Annotated in this window: 18 protein-coding genes, 4 tRNA genes and 1 pseudogene; 21 read left to right on the forward strand and 2 right to left on the reverse strand. The window is 41.6% G+C overall.

Annotated elements, in window-relative coordinates; all coding sequences use genetic code 11:
- Positions 1 to 133 precede the first annotated feature (133 nt).
- Both FTV50_RS15115 and pgsA read left to right on the forward strand, forming a co-directional pair.
- On the forward strand, positions 134 to 928 hold the full coding sequence (locus FTV50_RS15115; RefSeq protein WP_180024950.1) for a thioesterase family protein: 795 nt from the start codon (positions 134 to 136) through the stop codon (positions 926 to 928).
- 104 nt (positions 929 to 1032) lie between these two features.
- A complete protein-coding gene (pgsA, locus tag FTV50_RS15120; RefSeq protein WP_078190467.1) occupies positions 1033 to 1620 on the forward strand; it encodes a CDP-diacylglycerol--glycerol-3-phosphate 3-phosphatidyltransferase in 588 nt (195 codons plus the stop codon).
- Positions 1621 to 2443: 823 nt separating this feature from the next.
- Here the strand turns inward: pgsA and FTV50_RS15125 are convergent.
- Complete coding sequence (locus tag FTV50_RS15125; RefSeq protein WP_180024937.1) at positions 2444 to 2713, reverse strand: oxidative damage protection protein; 270 nt, start codon at positions 2711 to 2713, stop codon at positions 2444 to 2446.
- A 27-nt stretch (positions 2714 to 2740) separates the two neighbouring features.
- The gene (argH, locus tag FTV50_RS15130; protein ID WP_171319324.1) at positions 2741 to 4171 is read right to left on the reverse strand and encodes an argininosuccinate lyase; all 1431 of its coding nucleotides are present in this window, start codon (positions 4169 to 4171) and stop codon (positions 2741 to 2743) included.
- Between argH and FTV50_RS15135 the strand changes: the two are divergent.
- The 19 genes and pseudogenes from FTV50_RS15135 to FTV50_RS15225 all read left to right on the forward strand — a co-directional run.
- A pseudogene (locus tag FTV50_RS15135) lies at positions 4162 to 5315 on the forward strand (sensor histidine kinase). The gene argH and the pseudogene FTV50_RS15135 sit on opposite strands and share 10 nt — an antisense overlap.
- Before the next feature lie 53 nt (positions 5316 to 5368).
- Entirely contained in the window at positions 5369 to 6109 is a 741-nt protein-coding gene (locus FTV50_RS15140; protein WP_078190465.1) for a LytTR family DNA-binding domain-containing protein, read from the forward strand.
- Between the two features lie 95 nt (positions 6110 to 6204).
- The gene (gene hemC / locus FTV50_RS15145; RefSeq protein WP_180024939.1) at positions 6205 to 7122 is read left to right on the forward strand and encodes a hydroxymethylbilane synthase; all 918 of its coding nucleotides are present in this window, start codon (positions 6205 to 6207) and stop codon (positions 7120 to 7122) included.
- Between the two features lie 3 nt (positions 7123 to 7125).
- Complete coding sequence (locus FTV50_RS15150; RefSeq protein ID WP_180024940.1) at positions 7126 to 7905, forward strand: uroporphyrinogen-III synthase; 780 nt, start codon at positions 7126 to 7128, stop codon at positions 7903 to 7905.
- The gene (locus FTV50_RS15155; protein ID WP_180024941.1) at positions 7902 to 8744 is read left to right on the forward strand and encodes a hypothetical protein; all 843 of its coding nucleotides are present in this window, start codon (positions 7902 to 7904) and stop codon (positions 8742 to 8744) included. Before FTV50_RS15150 ends, FTV50_RS15155 begins: the two co-directional genes overlap by 4 nt.
- A gap of 6 nt (positions 8745 to 8750) precedes the next feature.
- A complete protein-coding gene (locus tag FTV50_RS15160) occupies positions 8751 to 9944 on the forward strand; it encodes a heme biosynthesis protein HemY (RefSeq protein WP_180024942.1) in 1194 nt (397 codons plus the stop codon).
- A gap of 9 nt (positions 9945 to 9953) precedes the next feature.
- Positions 9954 to 10385, forward strand: a complete 432-nt coding sequence (locus FTV50_RS15165) for a thioesterase family protein (RefSeq protein ID WP_180024943.1) — start codon at positions 9954 to 9956, stop codon at positions 10383 to 10385.
- A 142-nt stretch (positions 10386 to 10527) separates the two neighbouring features.
- Positions 10528 to 10854 (forward strand): H-NS family nucleoid-associated regulatory protein, encoded by a 327-nt coding sequence (locus tag FTV50_RS15170; protein WP_078190459.1) that lies wholly within the window; start codon positions 10528 to 10530, stop codon positions 10852 to 10854.
- 167 nt (positions 10855 to 11021) lie between these two features.
- Complete coding sequence (gene gspN, locus FTV50_RS15175; RefSeq protein WP_180024944.1) at positions 11022 to 11765, forward strand: type II secretion system protein N; 744 nt, start codon at positions 11022 to 11024, stop codon at positions 11763 to 11765.
- Positions 11765 to 12631: a type II secretion system protein N gene (locus FTV50_RS15180; RefSeq protein ID WP_180024945.1), complete on the forward strand. Its 867-nt coding sequence runs from the start codon at positions 11765 to 11767 to the stop codon at positions 12629 to 12631. Before gspN ends, FTV50_RS15180 begins: the two co-directional genes overlap by 1 nt.
- Before the next feature lie 42 nt (positions 12632 to 12673).
- Entirely contained in the window at positions 12674 to 14905 is a 2232-nt protein-coding gene (gene gspD, locus FTV50_RS15185; RefSeq protein WP_180024946.1) for a type II secretion system secretin GspD, read from the forward strand.
- A gap of 77 nt (positions 14906 to 14982) precedes the next feature.
- Complete coding sequence (locus FTV50_RS15190; RefSeq protein WP_180024947.1) at positions 14983 to 15732, forward strand: FHA domain-containing protein; 750 nt, start codon at positions 14983 to 14985, stop codon at positions 15730 to 15732.
- Positions 15733 to 15809: 77 nt separating this feature from the next.
- A complete protein-coding gene (gene gph, locus FTV50_RS15195) occupies positions 15810 to 16478 on the forward strand; it encodes a phosphoglycolate phosphatase (RefSeq protein WP_180024948.1) in 669 nt (222 codons plus the stop codon).
- A 117-nt stretch (positions 16479 to 16595) separates the two neighbouring features.
- Positions 16596 to 18089: an anthranilate synthase component I gene (gene trpE / locus FTV50_RS15200; protein WP_180024951.1), complete on the forward strand. Its 1494-nt coding sequence runs from the start codon at positions 16596 to 16598 to the stop codon at positions 18087 to 18089.
- Between the two features lie 98 nt (positions 18090 to 18187).
- Positions 18188 to 18263 (forward strand) — tRNA-Thr (locus tag FTV50_RS15205).
- Between the two features lie 54 nt (positions 18264 to 18317).
- Positions 18318 to 18401 (forward strand) — tRNA-Tyr (locus FTV50_RS15210).
- A 38-nt stretch (positions 18402 to 18439) separates the two neighbouring features.
- Positions 18440 to 18515 (forward strand) — tRNA-Gly (locus FTV50_RS15215).
- Positions 18516 to 18538: 23 nt separating this feature from the next.
- Positions 18539 to 18613: transfer RNA gene (locus FTV50_RS15220), tRNA-Thr, on the forward strand.
- A 156-nt stretch (positions 18614 to 18769) separates the two neighbouring features.
- Positions 18770 to 19469: GTP-binding protein (locus FTV50_RS15225; protein WP_180024949.1), on the forward strand; the 700-nt coding region annotated here is incomplete at its 3' end.

Consider the following 19469-nt stretch of genomic DNA (forward strand, 5'->3'; position numbering starts at 1 on the left):
GAACTAAGCCCAATCGATGACGGGTCAATCCTGAATTTGCCAAAATGATCATTGACGCATGAGTCACTGATCATTCACATCATTTAATTTTTATACAATGATATAAAAATCAAAAATATGATCAGGGATGATGATGTCACTCGCACAGTTGTATCAACATATTGAACACAATGAATGGGTTGAGATTCCAGAAGGATGGTTGCAAGGACGTACGATCTATGGCGGCTTAGTGGCTGGCATGATGATGCACAAAGCCGTTGCCACCATTGCCGATCCGCAGCGACGTTTACTCAGTTGTAATGTGATCTTTGTTGGGCCAGTACAATTGGCGCCCGTGCGTTTAAGTGCTGAAATTTTAAGACAGGGCAAATCCGTCACCACCATCGAAGTTCGACTTTGGCAAGATGATGCCGTACAAAGCATTTTATTGGCGAGCTTTGGTGTTCCACGTGAATCAAGCATTGCCGTCAATCAGGAGCGTCAAGCACCCGATTTTCCTGAAGTGAGCAGCTTAAAGATTGCCGAACATCATCCACTTGCACCCCAGTGCTTTCAGCAAATGGATTTGGTCTGGGTAGATGGGCAGTATCCATGTACAGCAAGTCAAAAGCCTGACTTTAGTGGTTGGATGCGTTTTAACCCAGAACGTCATGATAACCGTAAGATGACTGTTGCTGACCTAATGGTCTCGATGGATATGTGGCCGCCCGGTGTACTGCCTATGTACAAAACCATGGCACCTGCGAGTTCTTTAACGTGGACATTGACTTATGTACATCCCTTGCAATCAAACTTACATAATTGGTTTAAATATAAAGTATTTACCGATTATGCAGCGGATGGATACGCTACAGAATATGCGCATTTATGGGATGAAAATAACCAGTTGATAGCGATTGCGCGACAGACTGTTACGGTGTTTGCCTAGTGACACTGAGGGGCATTTCGTATAAAGTGAGTGCAACTAACGATGGATAAATCCTCAAATTATTTTGCATTTTCATCGTGCATGAGGGGAAAACTGGGGTGTCTATGACAACAGGTCGAATCCTGAATATTCCTAATATTTTAACATTGGCACGAATTGCTTTAATTCCTGTGTTTTTGTTGGTGGCGTACTGGCCACCTGCAATGGGCGTGGGTGAGCATGCTGCAAGCATGTCACGTCATATATTGCTGACTGCTATTTTTGTGATCGCAGCTGTCACTGACTGGTTTGATGGCTACCTTGCAAGAAGTTTAAATCAGACTTCAGCATTTGGACGTTTTCTCGATCCTGTAGCAGATAAGCTGATGGTCGCAACTGCGTTGATCGTCTTGGTGCAATGGCAACCGACCATTTCGATGGCCTTTGCAGCGATTGTAATTATTTCACGTGAAATCACGGTGTCTGCCCTACGTGAGTGGATGGCTGAATTAGGCGCGCGTACCAGTGTTGCGGTTTCAACCGTTGGTAAATATAAAACAGCATTTCAGATGATTGCGATTTCAGTGTTCTTGCTAAATTGGCAACCCCTAGAAATGTTGGCGTATGGATTGCTCTATACAGCCGTAGTTTTAACGTTATGGTCGATGTTTATATATTTGAAAGCCGCATGGCCGTATTTAAAGCAACCTTGATTTAAAGTAAGTTATTAAAAGCTCCGTGATCGGGGCTTTTTTATTGCCGAGTTTTTAGAAAAAATTGAGGGTTTGACTAGTTTGAACAGCGCTTCATTTGATTAGAGCTTGAAGTTAAATGTGAGACGTTAGTGCAAATTTTGGATAAAAAAATTCCCAGATTTTGGGGGAAATCTGGGAAGGAAAATCGGGGTTACTTATCGCTATTATGGAAGATGTTTCCATCTTCTTGATTGCTATTATAGGAAAGCAGATTTAGAAATACATGGAGTTTATTGTAGTGTAATGTTGTGTTTTATTGAGAAATGTATCACAAATTTACATTAAGAATTTTTGATACAAATTGGCCGATAACTTTGGTAGGTTTTGTTTGGATTTAAACATTGAAAATCGATATATGTAATGATAAAAATACAATTAACATTATTTAAATAATAAATTCATTTATTTAAGTTTAAATAAAATTGATCAATGGATAAAAGATTTTCCAGCAATGATGAAGATCATTTCTGAATGAAAGCTTACACAGACGTCATCTTTGTTTTGCGAAAATAGCAGTGCTCCGAAGCAAAAAAAGGAGTCCTTTCAGACTTTATTTTGAAATTACGCACTTCGCTTGTCTTGCGTAATCTATAGAGTAGTAAAAAAATCCCCAAATTTGGAGATTCTTTTCAATTCAAGCCTACGCGCAGCATAGCTGCTTGTCTTGCGGCGTGGCAGTACTCCTAAGCACAAAAAAAGGAGCCCCTTTGGACTCCTTCATGACATTTGAAGCTACGCGCTTCGCTTGTCTTGCGTAAAACTTAAAGCAACGCTTTAAGTTTTACTCAGGCTTTAGGCCTTCGGCTTTTTCTAAAGATTCATCATTGCTGAAGAATTTTTCACGCTGTTCTTCAAGAAACTTTTTTGCATCTGGTTCAAACACATTCAAACGCTTTTCGTTGATTAATGTTGTTTGGTGTTTTAGCCATTCTTGCCAAGCTTGTTTAGATACCGTATCAAACAATTCTTGTCCCTTCGCACCCGGGAATGGTGCAAAGTCTAAACCTTCCATTTCAGCCTGATATTTACGGCAAAAAACTTGTCGAGACATATCAATACTCCATTTAACTTGAAAAAGTTATGCGTAAAGTTTTTCTAAACGTGCATGCGCGCGTTCAATTGCTGCTTCAACTTGAGCAGGTGCAGTACCACCAATGTGGTTACGTGCATTGACAGATGCTTCGAGTGTTAAAGCTTTTTCGAAGACATCGGCCTGAATCAAGTCAGAGAACTGTTGAAGTTGCTCAAGGGTTAATTCTGAAAGGTCTTTGCCTTCTTGAACACCGAGAGCAACTGCTTTACCCACAATCTCATGTGCATCACGGAATGCCACGCCATTTTTAACGAGGTAGTCGGCAAGGTCAGTTGCAGTTGAGAAGCCACGCAGCGCTGCTTCACGCATGATGTCAATGTTTGGCACTAGTGCAGGGATCATGTCGGCAAATGCCATGAGTGAGCCACGAACAGTATCGATTGCATCGAATAGTGGTTCTTTATCTTCTTGGTTGTCTTTGTTGTATGCCAATGGTTGACCTTTCATCAGGGTCAATAGGCTCATCAAGTCACCATATACACGGCCAGTTTTACCACGGATCAACTCAGGAACGTCTGGGTTTTTCTTTTGCGGCATGATTGAAGAGCCAGTGCAGAAACGGTCAGGGATGTTCACAAATTTGAACTGAGCCGATGTCCAAAGAATCATTTCTTCTGACATGCGTGATAAATGCATCATGATGAGTGATGCTGCCGCATTGAATTCAATACCAAAATCACGGTCAGATACGGCGTCTAAAGAGTTTTCAGCGACAGCTTCAAAACCTAGTAATTCGGCAGTGAATGCACGGTCAATTGGGTAGGTTGTTCCTGCAAGTGCAGCAGAACCTAAAGGCATACGGTTGGTACGTTTACGGCAGTCGATTAAACGCTCTGAGTCACGTACCAACATTTCAAACCACGCCATTAAATGGTGACCAAAAGTCACTGGCTGTGCAGTTTGTAAATGCGTGAAGCCCGGCATGATGGTATTGGTATTTTTCGCCGCTAAGCCTAGGATGCCTTTTTGTAATTTTTTCAATAATTCTAAAATCGCATCGATTTCGTCGCGAACATACAGACGGATATCGGTTGCAACTTGGTCATTACGACTACGACCGGTGTGTAGTTTTTTACCTGTAATACCGATACGTTGAGTCAAGCGTGACTCAATATTCATGTGCACATCTTCTAGGTCAATGCGCCATTCGAAGTTACCCGCTTCAATTTCTGCTTTAATGGTGTTTAAGCCATTAATAATATCGTCACGCTCTTGTTCAGTTAGAACGCCAACTTTTGCAAGCATGGTTGCATGTGCAATTGAACCTGCAATATCTTGTTTATAAAAGCGTTGGTCAAACTGTACAGATGCTGTAAATTCAGCAACAAAAGCGTCAGTAGCTTCGGAAAAACGACCGCCCCACATGCCTGAAGTTTGGGCTTGTGACGGATTTGAGGAATTAGAAGATGTGGTCATGTCGGCTCAATAAGATAAAAAGCATAGAACTGAGCAAGAGTATAGCAAATTCGAACCCAGTTGCCGAAGGGCAAGTTGATCAAACTTTTAGACAGGGTTTAGGTCTATGACAATTTCTGTATTTTCAGGAAAAATGGGCCGTTGGCACTATCTGTGGGAGCTGTTTCTTGCGGGCAATATCGTGGCGTTGGTCTTGGCCTTGGCCCAAGCTCAATCGTGGCAAGCCTTAAGTGTTTCCAGTGTCATGCAGCATGTGTTGTTTATTAACTGGATTTTATTGGCATTTGCTGCATTTTCAGAGCTTTTGCAGACTAAGACGCGTGGTTTAAGCATGAAAATGCTCATGTTTAGCGGGTTTGTTTTATTGCAAGCTTTGGTGTTATTCACCACCATAACTTTAAATGTTTTGATCTATTTTGGTGAAAATTTCAGTTTAGCTGGCTTGAGTGTAGACGTTTTAACTGCTGGCGTGGTTTTAAATCTGAGCTATGGGGTATTACTTGGGGCATTTTGTTTTCGATATTTATATTTAAGAGAACAGTGGGGTCGACAACATCATAGTGAATTAAACTCACGCATTCAGGCTATGCAAGCTCGGATTCATCCACATTTTTTATTTAATAGCTTAAACAATGTGATTAGCTTGATTGCGATTGACCCAGATAAAGCGGAGCAAATGCTACTGAATTTATCTCGATTGTTCCGTGCAAGTTTTCAAGAATTGAAGTTGGTAAGTCTCAAAGATGAGATCGATCTGTGTCAGCGTTATTTGGCCATTGAGCAAATGCGTTTAGGTGATCGGCTTAAGGTGGAGTGGAAACTAGAAGGTATTGAACAATACGCTCAAGTACAAATTCCACTATTAACTTTACAACCTTTATTAGAAAATAGTATTTTTCATGGAGTTGAAAAGATTTTGACAAAGAGTACGATAAATATATTGATTGAAATATTACAAAATCAAATTAATATCGTTATTACAAATCCCTATACACAGGATACAATTAAATTACGTCAGGGGAATGGTATTGCCATCGAAAACGTGAAACAGCGACTTGAGGCATATTATGGTCAGCATGTCACTTTTCAAACCTACGCAGGCGAGGGAATGTATACGACTGTGGTGCAATATCAATATAAATAGAAATCTCAGTTGACCAATAAAAATAAATGACGTTAACGAGATAAGGAGGAGAAATGGACATCCTAATCTGTGATGATGAGCCTCTAGCAGTAGAGCGATTGTCACGTTTAGTCACTCAACTTGGACATCAAGTGGTTGCGAAAGCTTCACATGGTCAACAAGCGATTGACTTGGCTCAAAGCCTCGAGCCTGATGTCATCTTACTAGATATTCAAATGCCTGAAATGGATGGGTTGACTTGCGCGAAATTGTTGCGTGAATTAGACCCCATGCCCGCTATTATTTTTTGCACTGCATATGATCATCATGCGCTTGATGCATTTAAATCGAATGCAGAGGGATATTTACTAAAACCAGTTATGCAACAGGAATTGCAGCAGGTTTTAGATCATTTAACTAAATTAACCCAAGCTCAATTGAGCACGATAAAACAAAAAGAAAATATGGACGAAATTAAAATCAGCCGCCATCAAATCGCGGCAAAGACCTATCGTGGTGTAGAGTTGGTACCTGTGGAAAATATTTACTATTTTCTTGCAGATCAGAAATATGTCACTGTTCGGCACAAAAATGGCAGCGTACTCATTGATGAAACGCTGAAAGATTTAGAGCATGAATTTGGTGATCGCTTTATACGCATTCATCGCAATGCCTTGGTGTCTGTGAGCTTTTTAGATGGTTTGGAAGTCGTAAGCTCGGGGCAATATCAGGTGCGTTGTCGAGATTTGGAAGAACGTTTGGCGGTCAGCCGTCGACATTTACCGAATTTGCGTGAGCGAATACAAAAATTATAGGGCAAGGGTCAAAGTACATTGCGAATTAAGCTTGCATTTTCAACTGAGCAAGTTAAGTTTAGAATAATAGCCCTATAGACTGTATTTAAAAATTTATGAATATCCTTAAGATCGCAACTCGACAAAGCCCGCTTGCACTTTGGCAGGCGGAACATATTCGTGCACGCTTAGAAGCACTTCATGCAAATTTGAAAGTTGAGTTGGTGACCTTTGTGACTCAAGGTGACAAGATTCTAGATACCCCTTTAGCCAAAATTGGGGGGAAAGGATTATTTGTAAAAGAATTAGAAGCGGCGTTGTTGGATGGTCGTGCAGACTTGGCAGTTCATTCGATGAAAGATGTGCCAATGGCTTTGCCTGAAGGTTTAAGCTTGGCCGTGATTTGTGAGCGTGAAGACCCATTAGATGCTTTCGTTTCAAATACCTATAACAGTTTTGATGAGTTGCCACAGGGTGCGAAGGTGGGAACGTCGAGCTTGCGCCGCAAATGCCAAATTTTAAAACAACGTCCAGACCTTGAGATTATTGATCTGCGTGGCAATGTGGGTACGCGTTTATCTAAACTCGATGCGGGTAACTATGATGCGATTATTTTGGCCAGTGCAGGGTTGAAGCGTCTGGGTTTAGGAGAGCGTATTCGTCATACTCTTGAGCCTGTTGTGAGTTTACCTGCAGTTGGACAAGGTGCATTGGGCCTAGAATGTCGTAGCCAAGATCAAACTGTATTGGATTTAATTTTGCCCTTAATGCATACAGAGACCAATGCCTGTGTACGCGCAGAACGTGCATTTAATGCATATCTAGAAGGTGGCTGCCAAGTACCGATTGCAGGTTATGCAACTTTAGAAAATGGTCAGATTCATTTGGAAGGTCGTGTCGGTAGTGTTGACGGTCAAACCTTGTTGAAAGCACAGCAAGTAGGTCTTCCTGAACAAGCTGAACAGCTCGGTGTCAAATTGGCACAAGACTTGTTAGCCCAAGGTGCAGGTGAAATTTTAAAGGCACTGTATTAATACATGCTTTTTATCAATACACGTCCAGCAGATCGTGCAACGCAGCTTAGCTTGACGCTGCGCTCTGCGGGTGTTGCTGTGGCTGAGCTTCCATTACTTGAGCTCAAGCCACGGGCATGGTCAGAAGCATTGGCAGCGTGCTACGCCCAGTTGAGTGCTGCGGATGTATTGGTTGTGGTGAGCCCCTCTGCGGTTACCTTTGGAATGCAAGGTTTGCGTAAGGCAGGCATTTCACTTGATCAGCTCGAACATATTCAATGGGTTGCAGTCGGTGATGCAACTGCAGCAAAGCTGGCTGATTATGGCATTCACAGTGTCGTACCGCAGGTGGAAACCTCGGAGGGAATGCTCACCTTAAGCCATTTAGAACAATTAGAGGCCGGGGCTTGCGTTGCATTTTGGCGCGGTGAAGGTGGTCGTCAATTTATGATGCAGCAGTTGCTAGCACGTGGCATTCAGATTCTCAATTTTGTGCTATATGAACGGTATCTACCAGAAGAGACTATTCAAAAAGTAAAAACACTCATTTCTGAACATCAGTTGTCATCTCCATATTGTATGTTGATCACCAGTGAGGCTAGTTGGCTCAATTGGCTTGACTTGATTCAGTCGCATTTATCAGTGCTGAGTCATGCACATTTTTTAGTTTTAGGTGTAAGGTTGTTCGAGTTACTTGAGCAAAGTCGTATAACACTGAACAAAGATTTTAAAATTATTCAACTCGAAGATTTAAACGCGACACACATATTGCAGCATGTGCAAGTCGTGCAGGGAAATACATGAAGAAGTTGTTTGTCGTTGTGGTCATTGTCGCCGTAATTTGGTTGGCTAAACTCAGTTTTGATCTATTCCAAGTCAATGCTCAACAAACCGAACTGATGCAACAACAAACTTTATTGCAACAGCGCAATGCCGGTTTGAATGATCAGGTTGTGGCTTTGAAACGACAGTTGAGCGGCACAGCGACCGAGATGTCGGCTGCAACGATATCGAATGCTTCGATTGCTGCTGAGGCAACCCATAGTATTGAGCCAATGAGTGTGGTGGCTCAGCAACTTGATTTGGTTGAATTTGCCATGCAGCAACAACAATTTGCTGTTGCTATGGAAAAATTAAACCAATTAGATCAACAATTAGATCAGTTGAGCTTGGCACCTGCACTGCGTATGAGTTTGCATCAGGTGATTCAAAAAGATCGTGAGACCTTAAAGCAATATGTGACAGAGCGTCAGTTGCAGTCCGATAAAGTGAAAAATACTCTGCAATCGATCGATCAATTGTTAGAAAAAGAAATATTAAAGCCCTATAGTTCTAAAGAGCAGCAAAAAGGTCTTTCTTTTTGGCAAAAATGGATTCAAGTCGAATCGGTTGAGCAACCGAGTCTCGTATTAATGCAGCGTAGCTTGGTATTAAAAGAAATGCAGTTACGTTTAATTTTGGCTCAGCAGGTTTTAAATCAAGGACAATATCCTCAATTTCAACAAGAAATCACTGAAATTATTAAAATTATGCAGCAATTGCCAGATGCTTCATTAAAACTGATACGCCAACGTTTAGAACAATTAAAGGACATTCCGGTTATTTCTGTACCACTGTTAAATACTCGGGCACTCATAGGATAATCGACTATGAAACATATTTTATTGGCCTATTTATTTATTAGTTTATTGGTTGTCGCCATTATTAGTTTGCTGAGTTTTGGACATGGTGCAGGTTATGTGTATTTATACTGGCGTGAATGGCAAGTTCAATCCAATATTTGGTTTTTAGCATTATTGCTAGCATTACTGAGTTTAGTCGTGCAAATGCTTTGGTATGCGGTTAAACGCTATTTAAGTCGAGAACAACGTAAATCTGAAACGGTCTTTAGTTTTAATAAACTACATCCCTATGAGCAATTGGCTGTCATTTGGCTTTTAAATGCTGCACAAGATCAAAAAAACTTTATTCAGCAAGCTTTTACTGAGTCTGGATTATTAAAAGGGGTGATCGATGCGCGTTTATATTGGATTCAGCAGCAATATGAAACAGCACTAAATGCATTAACTCAGACCAATCCAATGGCTTTTGAACTTGCAGAATTGCAACGGATTGAAATTTATTTATCCCAACAAGAGGGTGAAAAGGCTTTAACGCATCTTGAATTTTTGAATCAACATGAATTATCGCCATGGTTGCAAAAAGTCAGCACTGCCTATGAGCAGCGTTTAACCACGCTATGGGGCATGTTTGCGTTGCAGTTTCCTTGGTTGTATTTGCGTTCGACACGTTATGGACATTTAGATGAGCTGACAAAACAAGCTTGGTTGGAACAATTATTATCTGCATTTGATCAAGCTGATGTCGATGACTTACAGCATTTAAAGCAGCGTTATTTGGATTTGCAAGATCAAATTACAGAGCGTAAATATGCGGTCAAGGTGCTATGGTTGAAAGTCTTGTCTCGTATGCCAGAGATGAGTCAGGAGCATGAGCAATTGGCCATTCATTTGCTGGAACAGCAATTTAACAAAGAAGTGTTCTTTTTGTGGTTCCAGCAAAAAATGCTGAAGCAAAACCCTGACTATGTGGCTGTAGAACAGCAGATTCGACATTGGGAAGAAAAGTATCCTGCGCTGCCTGTTTTTAGTTTTGCAAAATGGAATATTTACCAAGCGACAGCACGCCAAGCTGAAGCAGATGCATTGTTAGAATTATATCCAGATGATGTATTAATGAGTTATTTACGCATCAAGTCAGCCTTAAATCAGCAGGATGACTTGATCAAACAATTAAATTTAATATTTGAAAATAATGCCAATTTTATGGAAATTCGAATATAAGGACATAATATGCAAGAAGATTTAGCTCAATATTCATTGGTTCATACTCAACACGTCGCTTGGGGGGATATGGATGCTTTTGGGCATGTAAACAACGTGCATTATTATCGTTATATGGAAAGTGCGCGGATTGGTTATTTAGATCAGTTGGATATATTTGATCAGTCTGTGGTTACGGTTGTGGCTTCAAGCCAGTGTAAATATTTAAGCCCCGTGATTTATCCTGATATTTTAAAAGTGGCAACGCGCGTTGAAGAATTAAGGAATAGTGCATTTCGTATGAGTTATATATTATGGAGTGAAAAGCAACAAAAAATCGTTGCTAAAGGCGATGCGGTTATTGTGTGCGTGGATAAAACTACCCTACAAAAAATCTCTATTCCAGAAAATATTAAAACCAAAATAAAAGCCTTAGAAAATTCAGTGGGAAATAATATTTAAATACAATTTAACTTTATATATTTTAATGAGTCTTGTTAAAATATTGTAGTAAAATGAAAGTTATTTATTGAATAAAAATTTTATTATAATATTATGAGCGAGTTTTCATAAGCATTATTAAAATGAAATTTCGGAGTTAAAGATTATGCCTGATATTAGTAATTTATCAGTTGAAGAGTTAAAGAAGCTTCAAGTAGAAGCTGAAGCACTGATTGCATCTAAAAAAGATCAAGCGATTGAAGATGCGTACAACCGTATTGTTGAAATTGCAGAAAATTTAGATTTAAGCGTTGAACAAATCCTTGAATTTGGTTCAAGCAAACGTAAAAAATCAACTCGTAAAGCGGTTGAACCACGTTACCGTAGCAAAACCAATGCAGATGACACTTGGACTGGTCGTGGTAAGCAACCACGTTGGTTAGTGGCTGAGCTAGAAAAAGGCGCGAAACTAGAAGACTTCTTAATTTAAGAATAATTCATGAAATCGTCATATCCTGAGTTCAGGATAATTAAACCAGGCAAATGCCTGGTTTTTTTATCTCTTTGAATTGGCTATGCAGAAAAAGTATGCATAATGTGTCTATAAAGAAAAATGTTTAAATGATGGAAAAAAATTGATGGATCGGTTGTGGTGGGATGATCAATAAAACTAATAATATTCGGTGGCTCATTTTTGCTGCGATCAGTTTTTTAATTTTCGTTATGCTGCAAGTACCAGCAGCGTGGCTCATTACAAAGTTTTATAAAAATAACCAAATGCTACATAACGTCAGTGGCAATATTTGGCATGGGCAAGCAGATTGGACACGAGGAAACTTGAAAGGCTCGTTAAACTGGAACACGCGCCCGTGGGATTTGATTTTATTGCGCTTAGGTGCAAATGTTGAAATTCATAGTGGTAATACCAAACTGCAAGGTGTGATGGGGTATGGTTTTGGCAAAAGTATCAGTATCAAAAACTTAGAGGGTCAAATTGCCCCTGAAACCTTAAAAAGTTTTGCCGATTGGCAATGGCCAACGAATGCCATTCAATTAAAAGATGTGCAGTTTAAATATAAGCCACAACAGGGATTTAGTCAGTCATCAGGCGAGATGCAATGGGCAGGTAGGGATTTATCCTTTAGCTTTGCACAGCGTCAAGAGTCAATGAATGTGCCTGCCATGTTGGCCCAATTAAAAGATGATAATGGCAAATTGTCGATTGATGTTCGAGATCAACGTGAACAAAAAATGATGAATTTGTCAATTGAGCCAGACCTCATGTTGGATGTGCAATTAACCCAGCGCTTTTTGATGAATGTTGCTTCCTATGAAGGTAAGGCCGGATTAGATACGTATGTGATTAGTTCGCGTCAACCCCTATTGAGTGGGGTGAACTGATGGCTGACTATTTCGAAAAAATCCGCGAGATCAATTGGAAGCAAACAGATCGACTTGCACCTGTGGTCTTAGCTTTAATGATTTTGTACCTGTGCTGGAAGTTAGCCGCTTTATTTTGGTTATTGATTGCACCGCCACAAGCCATGCAGTTAGACCGAGTTGAATTGGGTTCACAGCAAACGCAAGTTCCTAATATTAGCTCTTTTGCCTTGTTTCAGGAAAATCGTAGTTCAGCAGCTGACGCGCAGTTAAATATGGTATTGCAAGGTGTGGTGGTGGGACAGCCAAGTCGCTACTCGTCAGCAGTGATTAAGGTTAATGAGAGTTCAGATCGCTATTTGGTCGGAGAAACCATTCAAGGTTCATCCTACCAATTGGCTGAAGTTTATTGGGATAAGGTGATTTTAACGCAGGGTAATGGTGCACGGCGTGAATTGGCGTTCCAAGGTATTGAAAACGGATTAGATCAACCGATTGTCCCTACAGCCAATGCAACATCAGGCGGATCTTTGCAGAATAGCAGCATGCAAAATACAACTGATTCTGCAAATTTAGGGCAAAGCACAACGCAGTCCGCGATTGGTCAGGCCGTACAACGCATGACTGAAAATCGTGAACAATATATGCAGGAAATGGGGGTAAATCCATCAGTTAATGGTGGGTTTGAAGTTTCAAATCGAACACCTGCAGCCTTAAGAAATAAATTGGGTTTGCAGCCGGGTGACCGCATCATGTCTTTAAATGGGCAGGCGGTCGGTGCAGGACACTCTGAGGCGCAATTATTAGAACAAGCCCGCCGTGAAGGGCAGGTGAAACTTGAAGTCAAACGTGGTGATCAAGTGATGACCATACAACAGGATTTTTAGTGATGTCTCATCACTTTATAGGGTTAGGAAACACAGGCGTATATGGCTTTATTTAATAATAACCGTTCAACTTTAGCTGCCTATGCCATGGTGCCCTTGGTTGCTATGGTCAGCACAGCAAGTTATGCACAAACATGGAAAATCAATTTACGTGATGCAGATCTTACGGCATTCATTAATGAAGTCGCAGATATCACGGGGAAAAATTTTGCAGTTGATCCACGGGTACGAGGAAATGTAACGGTTATTTCCAATAAGCCTTTAAATAAAAATGAAGTCTATGACCTGTTTCTCGGTGTGTTGAATGTGAATGGTGTAGTGGCAATTCCATCGGGCAACACCATTAAACTAGTTCCAGACAGTAATGTAAAAAGCTCGGGCATTCCTTATGATGCGCGCCACCGTGCGTCTGGAGACCAAATTGTCACTCGAGTGATTTGGCTTGATAACACTAATGCCAACGACTTAATTCCAGCGTTGCGCCCATTGATGCCGCAATTTGCACATTTGTCAGCAGTGGCGGGGACCAATGCGCTTATCGTCTCAGATCGTGCAAGTAATATTTATCAGCTCGAAACGATTATTCGTAATTTAGATGGAACTGGTCAAAATGATATCGAAGCTGTGACGCTGCAATCGAGTCAGGCCGAAGAAATGATTGGACTGTTAGAGTCGATGAGTTCGACCGGCGCATCAAAAGACCCGAAAGGGTCACGAATTCGTATTATCGCGGACAATCGAACCAATCGCATTATCATTAAAGGTGATACAGCGACACGTAAGCGCATTCGTAAGATTATTGAAACCTTAGATGTGCCTGCAGCAGATCGATTGGGTGGGTTGAAAGTCTTTCGTTTGAAGTATGCCAGTGCAAAAAACTTGTCGGAAATCTTACAAGGCTTGGTCACGGGGCAAGCTGTTTCGAGTACGAATTCATCGAATAGCTCAAACAGCAGCACGATGAACAGCTTAATGAATGATAATAACAGCTCGAATTCACAGTCATTCAGTTCACAAAATAACACCAGTTCAGGTATTAACCTCAACAGCAATAACTCTTCCAATAATACGCAAAATGGTATTTCAAGCTTTAATGCCAATGGCGTCAGTATTATTGCCGATACCACACAAAATGCACTGATTGTGAAAGCAGATCCGCAGCTCATGCGTGAAATTGAATCTGCGATTTCTCAGCTCGATATTCGTCGTCAGCAAGTGCTGATCGAAGCGGCGATTATTGAAGTCGAAGGCACGGATACCGATCAACTCGGTGTGCAATGGGCGTTGGGTGATATCAGTAGTGGTATCGGCTTAATTAACTTTGATAACTTTGGTTCTAGTTTAAAGAATATTGCCGCAGGTTATTTAACTGGTGGCGCTGCGGGTGCAGGTAGCGCGGTGAGTGCGGGTACTTCTTTGGTCCTTGGTGACTATCGTGAAGGTAGTGATGGTTCACGCAAACTCTATGGTGCGATGATTCAGGCCCTAAAAGAAAAAACCAAATCCAATTTATTATCTACACCGTCTATTGTGACGATGGATAACGAAGAAGCCTATATTGTGGTGGGTGAGAACGTTCCATTTGTGACAGGCTCGGTCACCACCAATGGTGGTACAGCCAATCCATATACATCGATTGAGCGTAAAGATGTCGGTGTTACTTTGAAAGTTGTGCCGCATATTGGCGACGGCGGCTCTGTGCGTTTAGAGGTAGAGCAAGAAGTTTCTGATGTAAAAGACAATAAAGGCCAAGCGTCGGATTTGGTTACGACTAAACGCGCGATCAAAACCTCGATCTTGGCAGAGCATGGTCAAACGATTGTGTTGGGTGGTTTGATCTCTGACAATACCTTGCATGGACGCCAATCGGTTCCTGGGTTGGGGGCTATTCCTGTACTGGGCAAACTCTTTAGCTCGGAAGGAAAATCCAACAGTAAACGCAATTTGCTGATCTTTATTCATCCGACCATTGTTGGAAATTCTGCTGATGTGAAGAAAATGTCTCAGCAGCGTTACAGTCAGCTCTATAGTCTGCAACTGGCACTGGATAATGATGGTAATTTTGCGAAATTGCCTGAAAATGTGGACGATGTGTATCAACAGCGCATACCTGTTTCAAAAGGTACAGCGCCAGCCCCTGTGTATAAGACGGTACCGACAGCACCACAAATGACACAGCCAGCGGCAGTGGTCTCCACGCCAGTCGCCATTGAACCTGCGGTGAAGCGCCAAACCATTACCGTACCGAATGGCAAAGTGGCGGGCATGCCTTAGGTTAGACAGCAGAGTGGTTTAGCTTTAAAACCACAGCATGCTATGATGAAAAAAACGAGCAATAGAGAATTAACTTCATGACTTGGAAAATTCAAGCAATTTCTGGTGATTTAACAGGACAAGAAATTAGTATTGAGCGTGATATGTTGGTGGGTCGCCATCAACAAGCAGATATTGTTTTGCAAGAATCTGATGTATCGCGTAAACATGCTGCCTTTGTACTGAAAGATCAGGCACTCTGGTTGCAAGATCTTAATTCATCCAATGGGACGTTTATTAATGATGTCCGTTTGACTGGTGAATCACTTTTAAAAGAAGGTGATATTGTACAGTTTGCCAGTGTGAAGTTTAGTTTATTGGCTCCAGCTAAAGCTGTTCAGATCCCAGCGGATATTGAACAAAGCGTTGAAGCGTTGCAAACAGAAGAAATTACACCTGTTCAGCAGCCGTCTGAAGCTGTTGCAGTTTCTGAAACTGTGGCACAAGAGTCTGTAGCAAACACGTCTGAGACTAAGGCACAAGAGCCTGTTGTTAAAACCGCAGCACAACAAATGAATGATCAAGGTATGCCAGAGTTGAAAGAGCGAGATGGCTCGGTTCAATTGACTCGTGATGGTATGCCGACCAATGTAGGTGTGCCTAAACCTGCACCAATTCCTGAGGGAATTGACGTAACTGCTGTTCCGAAAAATGAAGCATGTGATGTAGAAATTCCAGCGACATGTGTAGAGCAAGAGCGTGAAGCGCAAAAAAATGCCTCTGTGGGCTTAATCTCAGTCATTGTTTTAATCATTCTTGCAATTATTGCATGGGTCTTGTTTAAATAAACCGAGACATTCCTCAAAAGGCATGCATGGGCATGCCTTTTTTATGGGGAAAATTTACAAAAAAATAGAGGGGAATTATGTTTGAAGTTCGTTTAGCAGAACGCCAAATGATTTTATTTGATCTGGATGGAACGCTAGTCGATTCAGCATCTGACTTACATCGTGCGATGAATATGAGTCTAAATGCGTTGCAATTACCGTTGGTCACAGAAGCGCAGGTGCGAAACTGGATTGGGAAAGGAACTTCATTGTTTTGTCATAGCGTACTTGAATACTTGACCGGAAAGGTTGATGCCGCACAGCACCACCTTTTACTGGAAACTTTTCTAAAGATTTACAATGCAGATCCTTGTGTTTTGACGCAGCCCTTTGACGGCATTCTAGCGTTCTTGGATTGGGCAAAAGCAGAACAGAAAATTCTGATTTGTGTGACCAATAAACCAGAGCAACCGGCACGCAGTATTGTGCAGGCACTAGGTATGCATGAATACTTTGATGATGTGATTGGCGGAGATCGTTTTGAAGAGCGTAAACCACATCCCAAGCAGCTAGAGTATTGTGCGGAGCATTATGCCTTGCCGAAACAGCAAATTTTGATGGTGGGTGATTCTGTCAATGATGTAGAGGCAGCACGTCGTGCGGGTATTGATTGTATTGTGGTCAGCTATGGCTATAATCATGGTGAAAATATTCGAGATTGTCAGCCGCAGCACGTGGTTGATAACTTAAAAGAATTATTGGATTGAAATAAGTAGGGTTAAGGAAGTGAAAATGAGCAAGTGTGTAGTATTTCGATGGCGTCACTCAATCAGCATGAGAAGAAATTAACTGAAATTGACCACGCGAAATATAGAGAAACCCAAATGACTACACAAACTCAATTTGAACAACTGAAAACTGCTGGATATAACTTGATTCCAGTATATCGTCAGCGCTTGGCAGATACAGAAACTCCACTTTCTGTCTTTGCGCGATTAAAACAACATAAACAAGCCTATTTATTTGAATCTGTAGAGGGTGGCGAAAACTGGGCGCGTTACTCCATTATTGGCTTGGGCGAGTCCACCGTATTTTCGTGTAATGAAGGGCAGTTGACCGTTCAACATGCTGATGGCTCGGTTGAAAAACAACAATGTGATGACCCGTTTCAATACATTCGTGACTTCCAAGCACAATATAAAGTGCCTACACAGCAAGATTTGCCAGCGTTGCCGAGCTTTACCGGTGGATTGGTTGGATACTTTGGTTATGATGCTGTACGTTATATCGAACCAAAGCTCAATAACGTTCCAGAAGCTGACCCGGTCGGGATTCCGGATATTTGGATGATGCTATCAAAAACCGTCATCGTCTTTGATAACCTTAAGGATACCTTATTCTTAATTGTGCATGCCGATGTAAATGATGCTGAGGCCTATACCAAGGCGCAGCAACAATTGGATGAGCTAGAAGAACTTTTGGCAACCCCAATTGCACTCAAAGCAAATAAGCATACTGCACCACAGTTTGAATCCATCACTGGACACGATAACTTTATTGACTCTATTGCAAAAGTAAAAGAGTACATTAAAGCCGGTGATGTGATGCAGGTTGTGCCAGGTCATCGTATGGTATCCGATTTTGATGGTGAGCCTTTACAGGTCTATCGTGCACTACGTCACCTCAATCCATCGCCATATTTGTTCTTGGTGCAAGGGCAGACACTAGAAAATGACATTCCTTTTCATATTGTTGGTTCATCACCTGAAATTTTGTCTCGTTTAGAAAATGGTGTGGCAACAGTTCGTCCTTTGGCGGGAACGCGACCACGGGGTAAAACAAAAGAAGAAGATTTAGCGCTAGAAAAAGATTTGCTATCTGATGAAAAAGAAATTGCAGAGCATTTGATGTTGATCGATTTGGGGCGAAATGATGTTGGACGCGTTTCTAAAATCGGTAAAGTTCACGTGACTGATCAAATGGTGATCGAACGTTATTCGCATGTCATGCACATTGTGTCAAATGTGCAAGGTGAAGTACGTGATGATATCGATGCTTTGGATGTTTTTAAGGCAACATTCCCTGCGGGTACGCTTTCAGGCGCACCAAAAATCCGTGCTATGGAAATTATTGACGAAGTTGAACCAGTAAAACGTGGAATTTTTGGTGGTGCTGTTGGTTATTTAGGCTGGCATGGCGAAATGGACATGTCGATTGCGATTCGTACCTGTGTAATTCGTGAAAATAAGGTCTATGTTCAAGCTGGAGCAGGGGTGGTGTACGACTCAAATCCTGAATCAGAGTGGAATGAAACCCAAATAAAAGCTCGCGCAGTGATCAAAGCGGTTGAATTATCATCAAATGGATTGATTTTATGAGTTTTTCACGTTTTTTTTAGAAAAAACACTTGCAAGGATTTCAAGATTTGCTAAACTGCACACCGTTCCGATACGAAACGTACGAAACACTAGGAAAAGCCGGCATAGCTCAGTTGGTAGAGCAACTGACTTGTAATCAGTAGGTCCACAGTTCGAATCCGTGTGCCGGCACCATCTTAGAAAGTTTGAGAGTGAGTAGAAAGAACAACACTGAAGTAAGTGTAAAATGGTGAGGTTCCCGAGCGGTCAAAGGGGGCGGACTGTAACTCCGCTACGAAAGTTTCGAAGGTTCGAATCCTTCCCTCACCACCAATTTTAAGACTTCAATAAGTGGTTTGTACCAACATCGTGCGGGAGTAGCTCAGTTGGTAGAGCGGTAGCCTTCCAAGCTACATGTCGCGAGTTCGACCCTCGTCTCCCGCTCCATATCTATTGAAGTGCTTATATTTGCTCTTATAGCTCAGTGGTAGAGCACTCCCTTGGTAAGGGAGAGGTCTCGAGTTCAAATCTCGATAAGAGCTCCAGATTTTACAGTTTAGCAACTTTAAATGTTGCGCAAGATTCCAGAAGCAGGCTTTTTAGTCTGCTTTTCAAGTATTGGGTGTTTATTTTTTTTTAGGCGATATGTCGGAGCTGGGTTTTACTCAGAATTGTGTTCGACGTAAACGAGGAAGAAAAGCATGGCTAAGGCTAAGTTTGAACGTAATAAGCCGCACGTTAACGTGGGCACAATCGGTCACGTTGACCATGGTAAAACGACTTTAACAGCTGCGATTGCAACTGTGTGTGCAAAAAAATTCGGTGGTGAAGCGAAAGATTACGCTGCAATCGACTCTGCACCAGAAGAAAAAGCACGTGGTATTACAATTAATACTTCACACGTAGAATACGATTCTCCAATCCGTCACTACGCTCACGTAGACTGCCCAGGTCACGCCGATTATGTTAAAAACATGATTACTGGTGCTGCGCAAATGGATGGTGCGATCCTTGTTTGTTCGGCGACTGATGGTCCAATGCCACAAACTCGTGAACACATCCTCCTTTCTCGTCAGGTAGGTGTACCTTATATCGTTGTATTCCTAAACAAATGCGATATCGTAGACGACGAAGAATTAATTGAATTAGTAGAAATGGAAGTTCGTGAACTTCTTTCTACTTATGACTTCCCAGGTGACGACACTCCAGTAATCCGTGGTTCTGCTCTTGCAGCGCTTAATGGTGAAGCTGGTCAATACGGCGAAGATGCTGTAGTTGCTCTTGTTGAAGCTCTTGACTCTTACATCCCAGAACCAGAACGTGCTATCGACCAAGCATTCCTTATGCCAATCGAAGACGTATTCTCAATTTCAGGTCGTGGTACAGTAGTAACTGGCCGTG

This window comes from Acinetobacter sp. YH1901134 (genome assembly GCF_013416965.1).
In the GTDB taxonomy this organism is placed as follows: domain Bacteria; phylum Pseudomonadota; class Gammaproteobacteria; order Pseudomonadales; family Moraxellaceae; genus Acinetobacter; species Acinetobacter amyesii.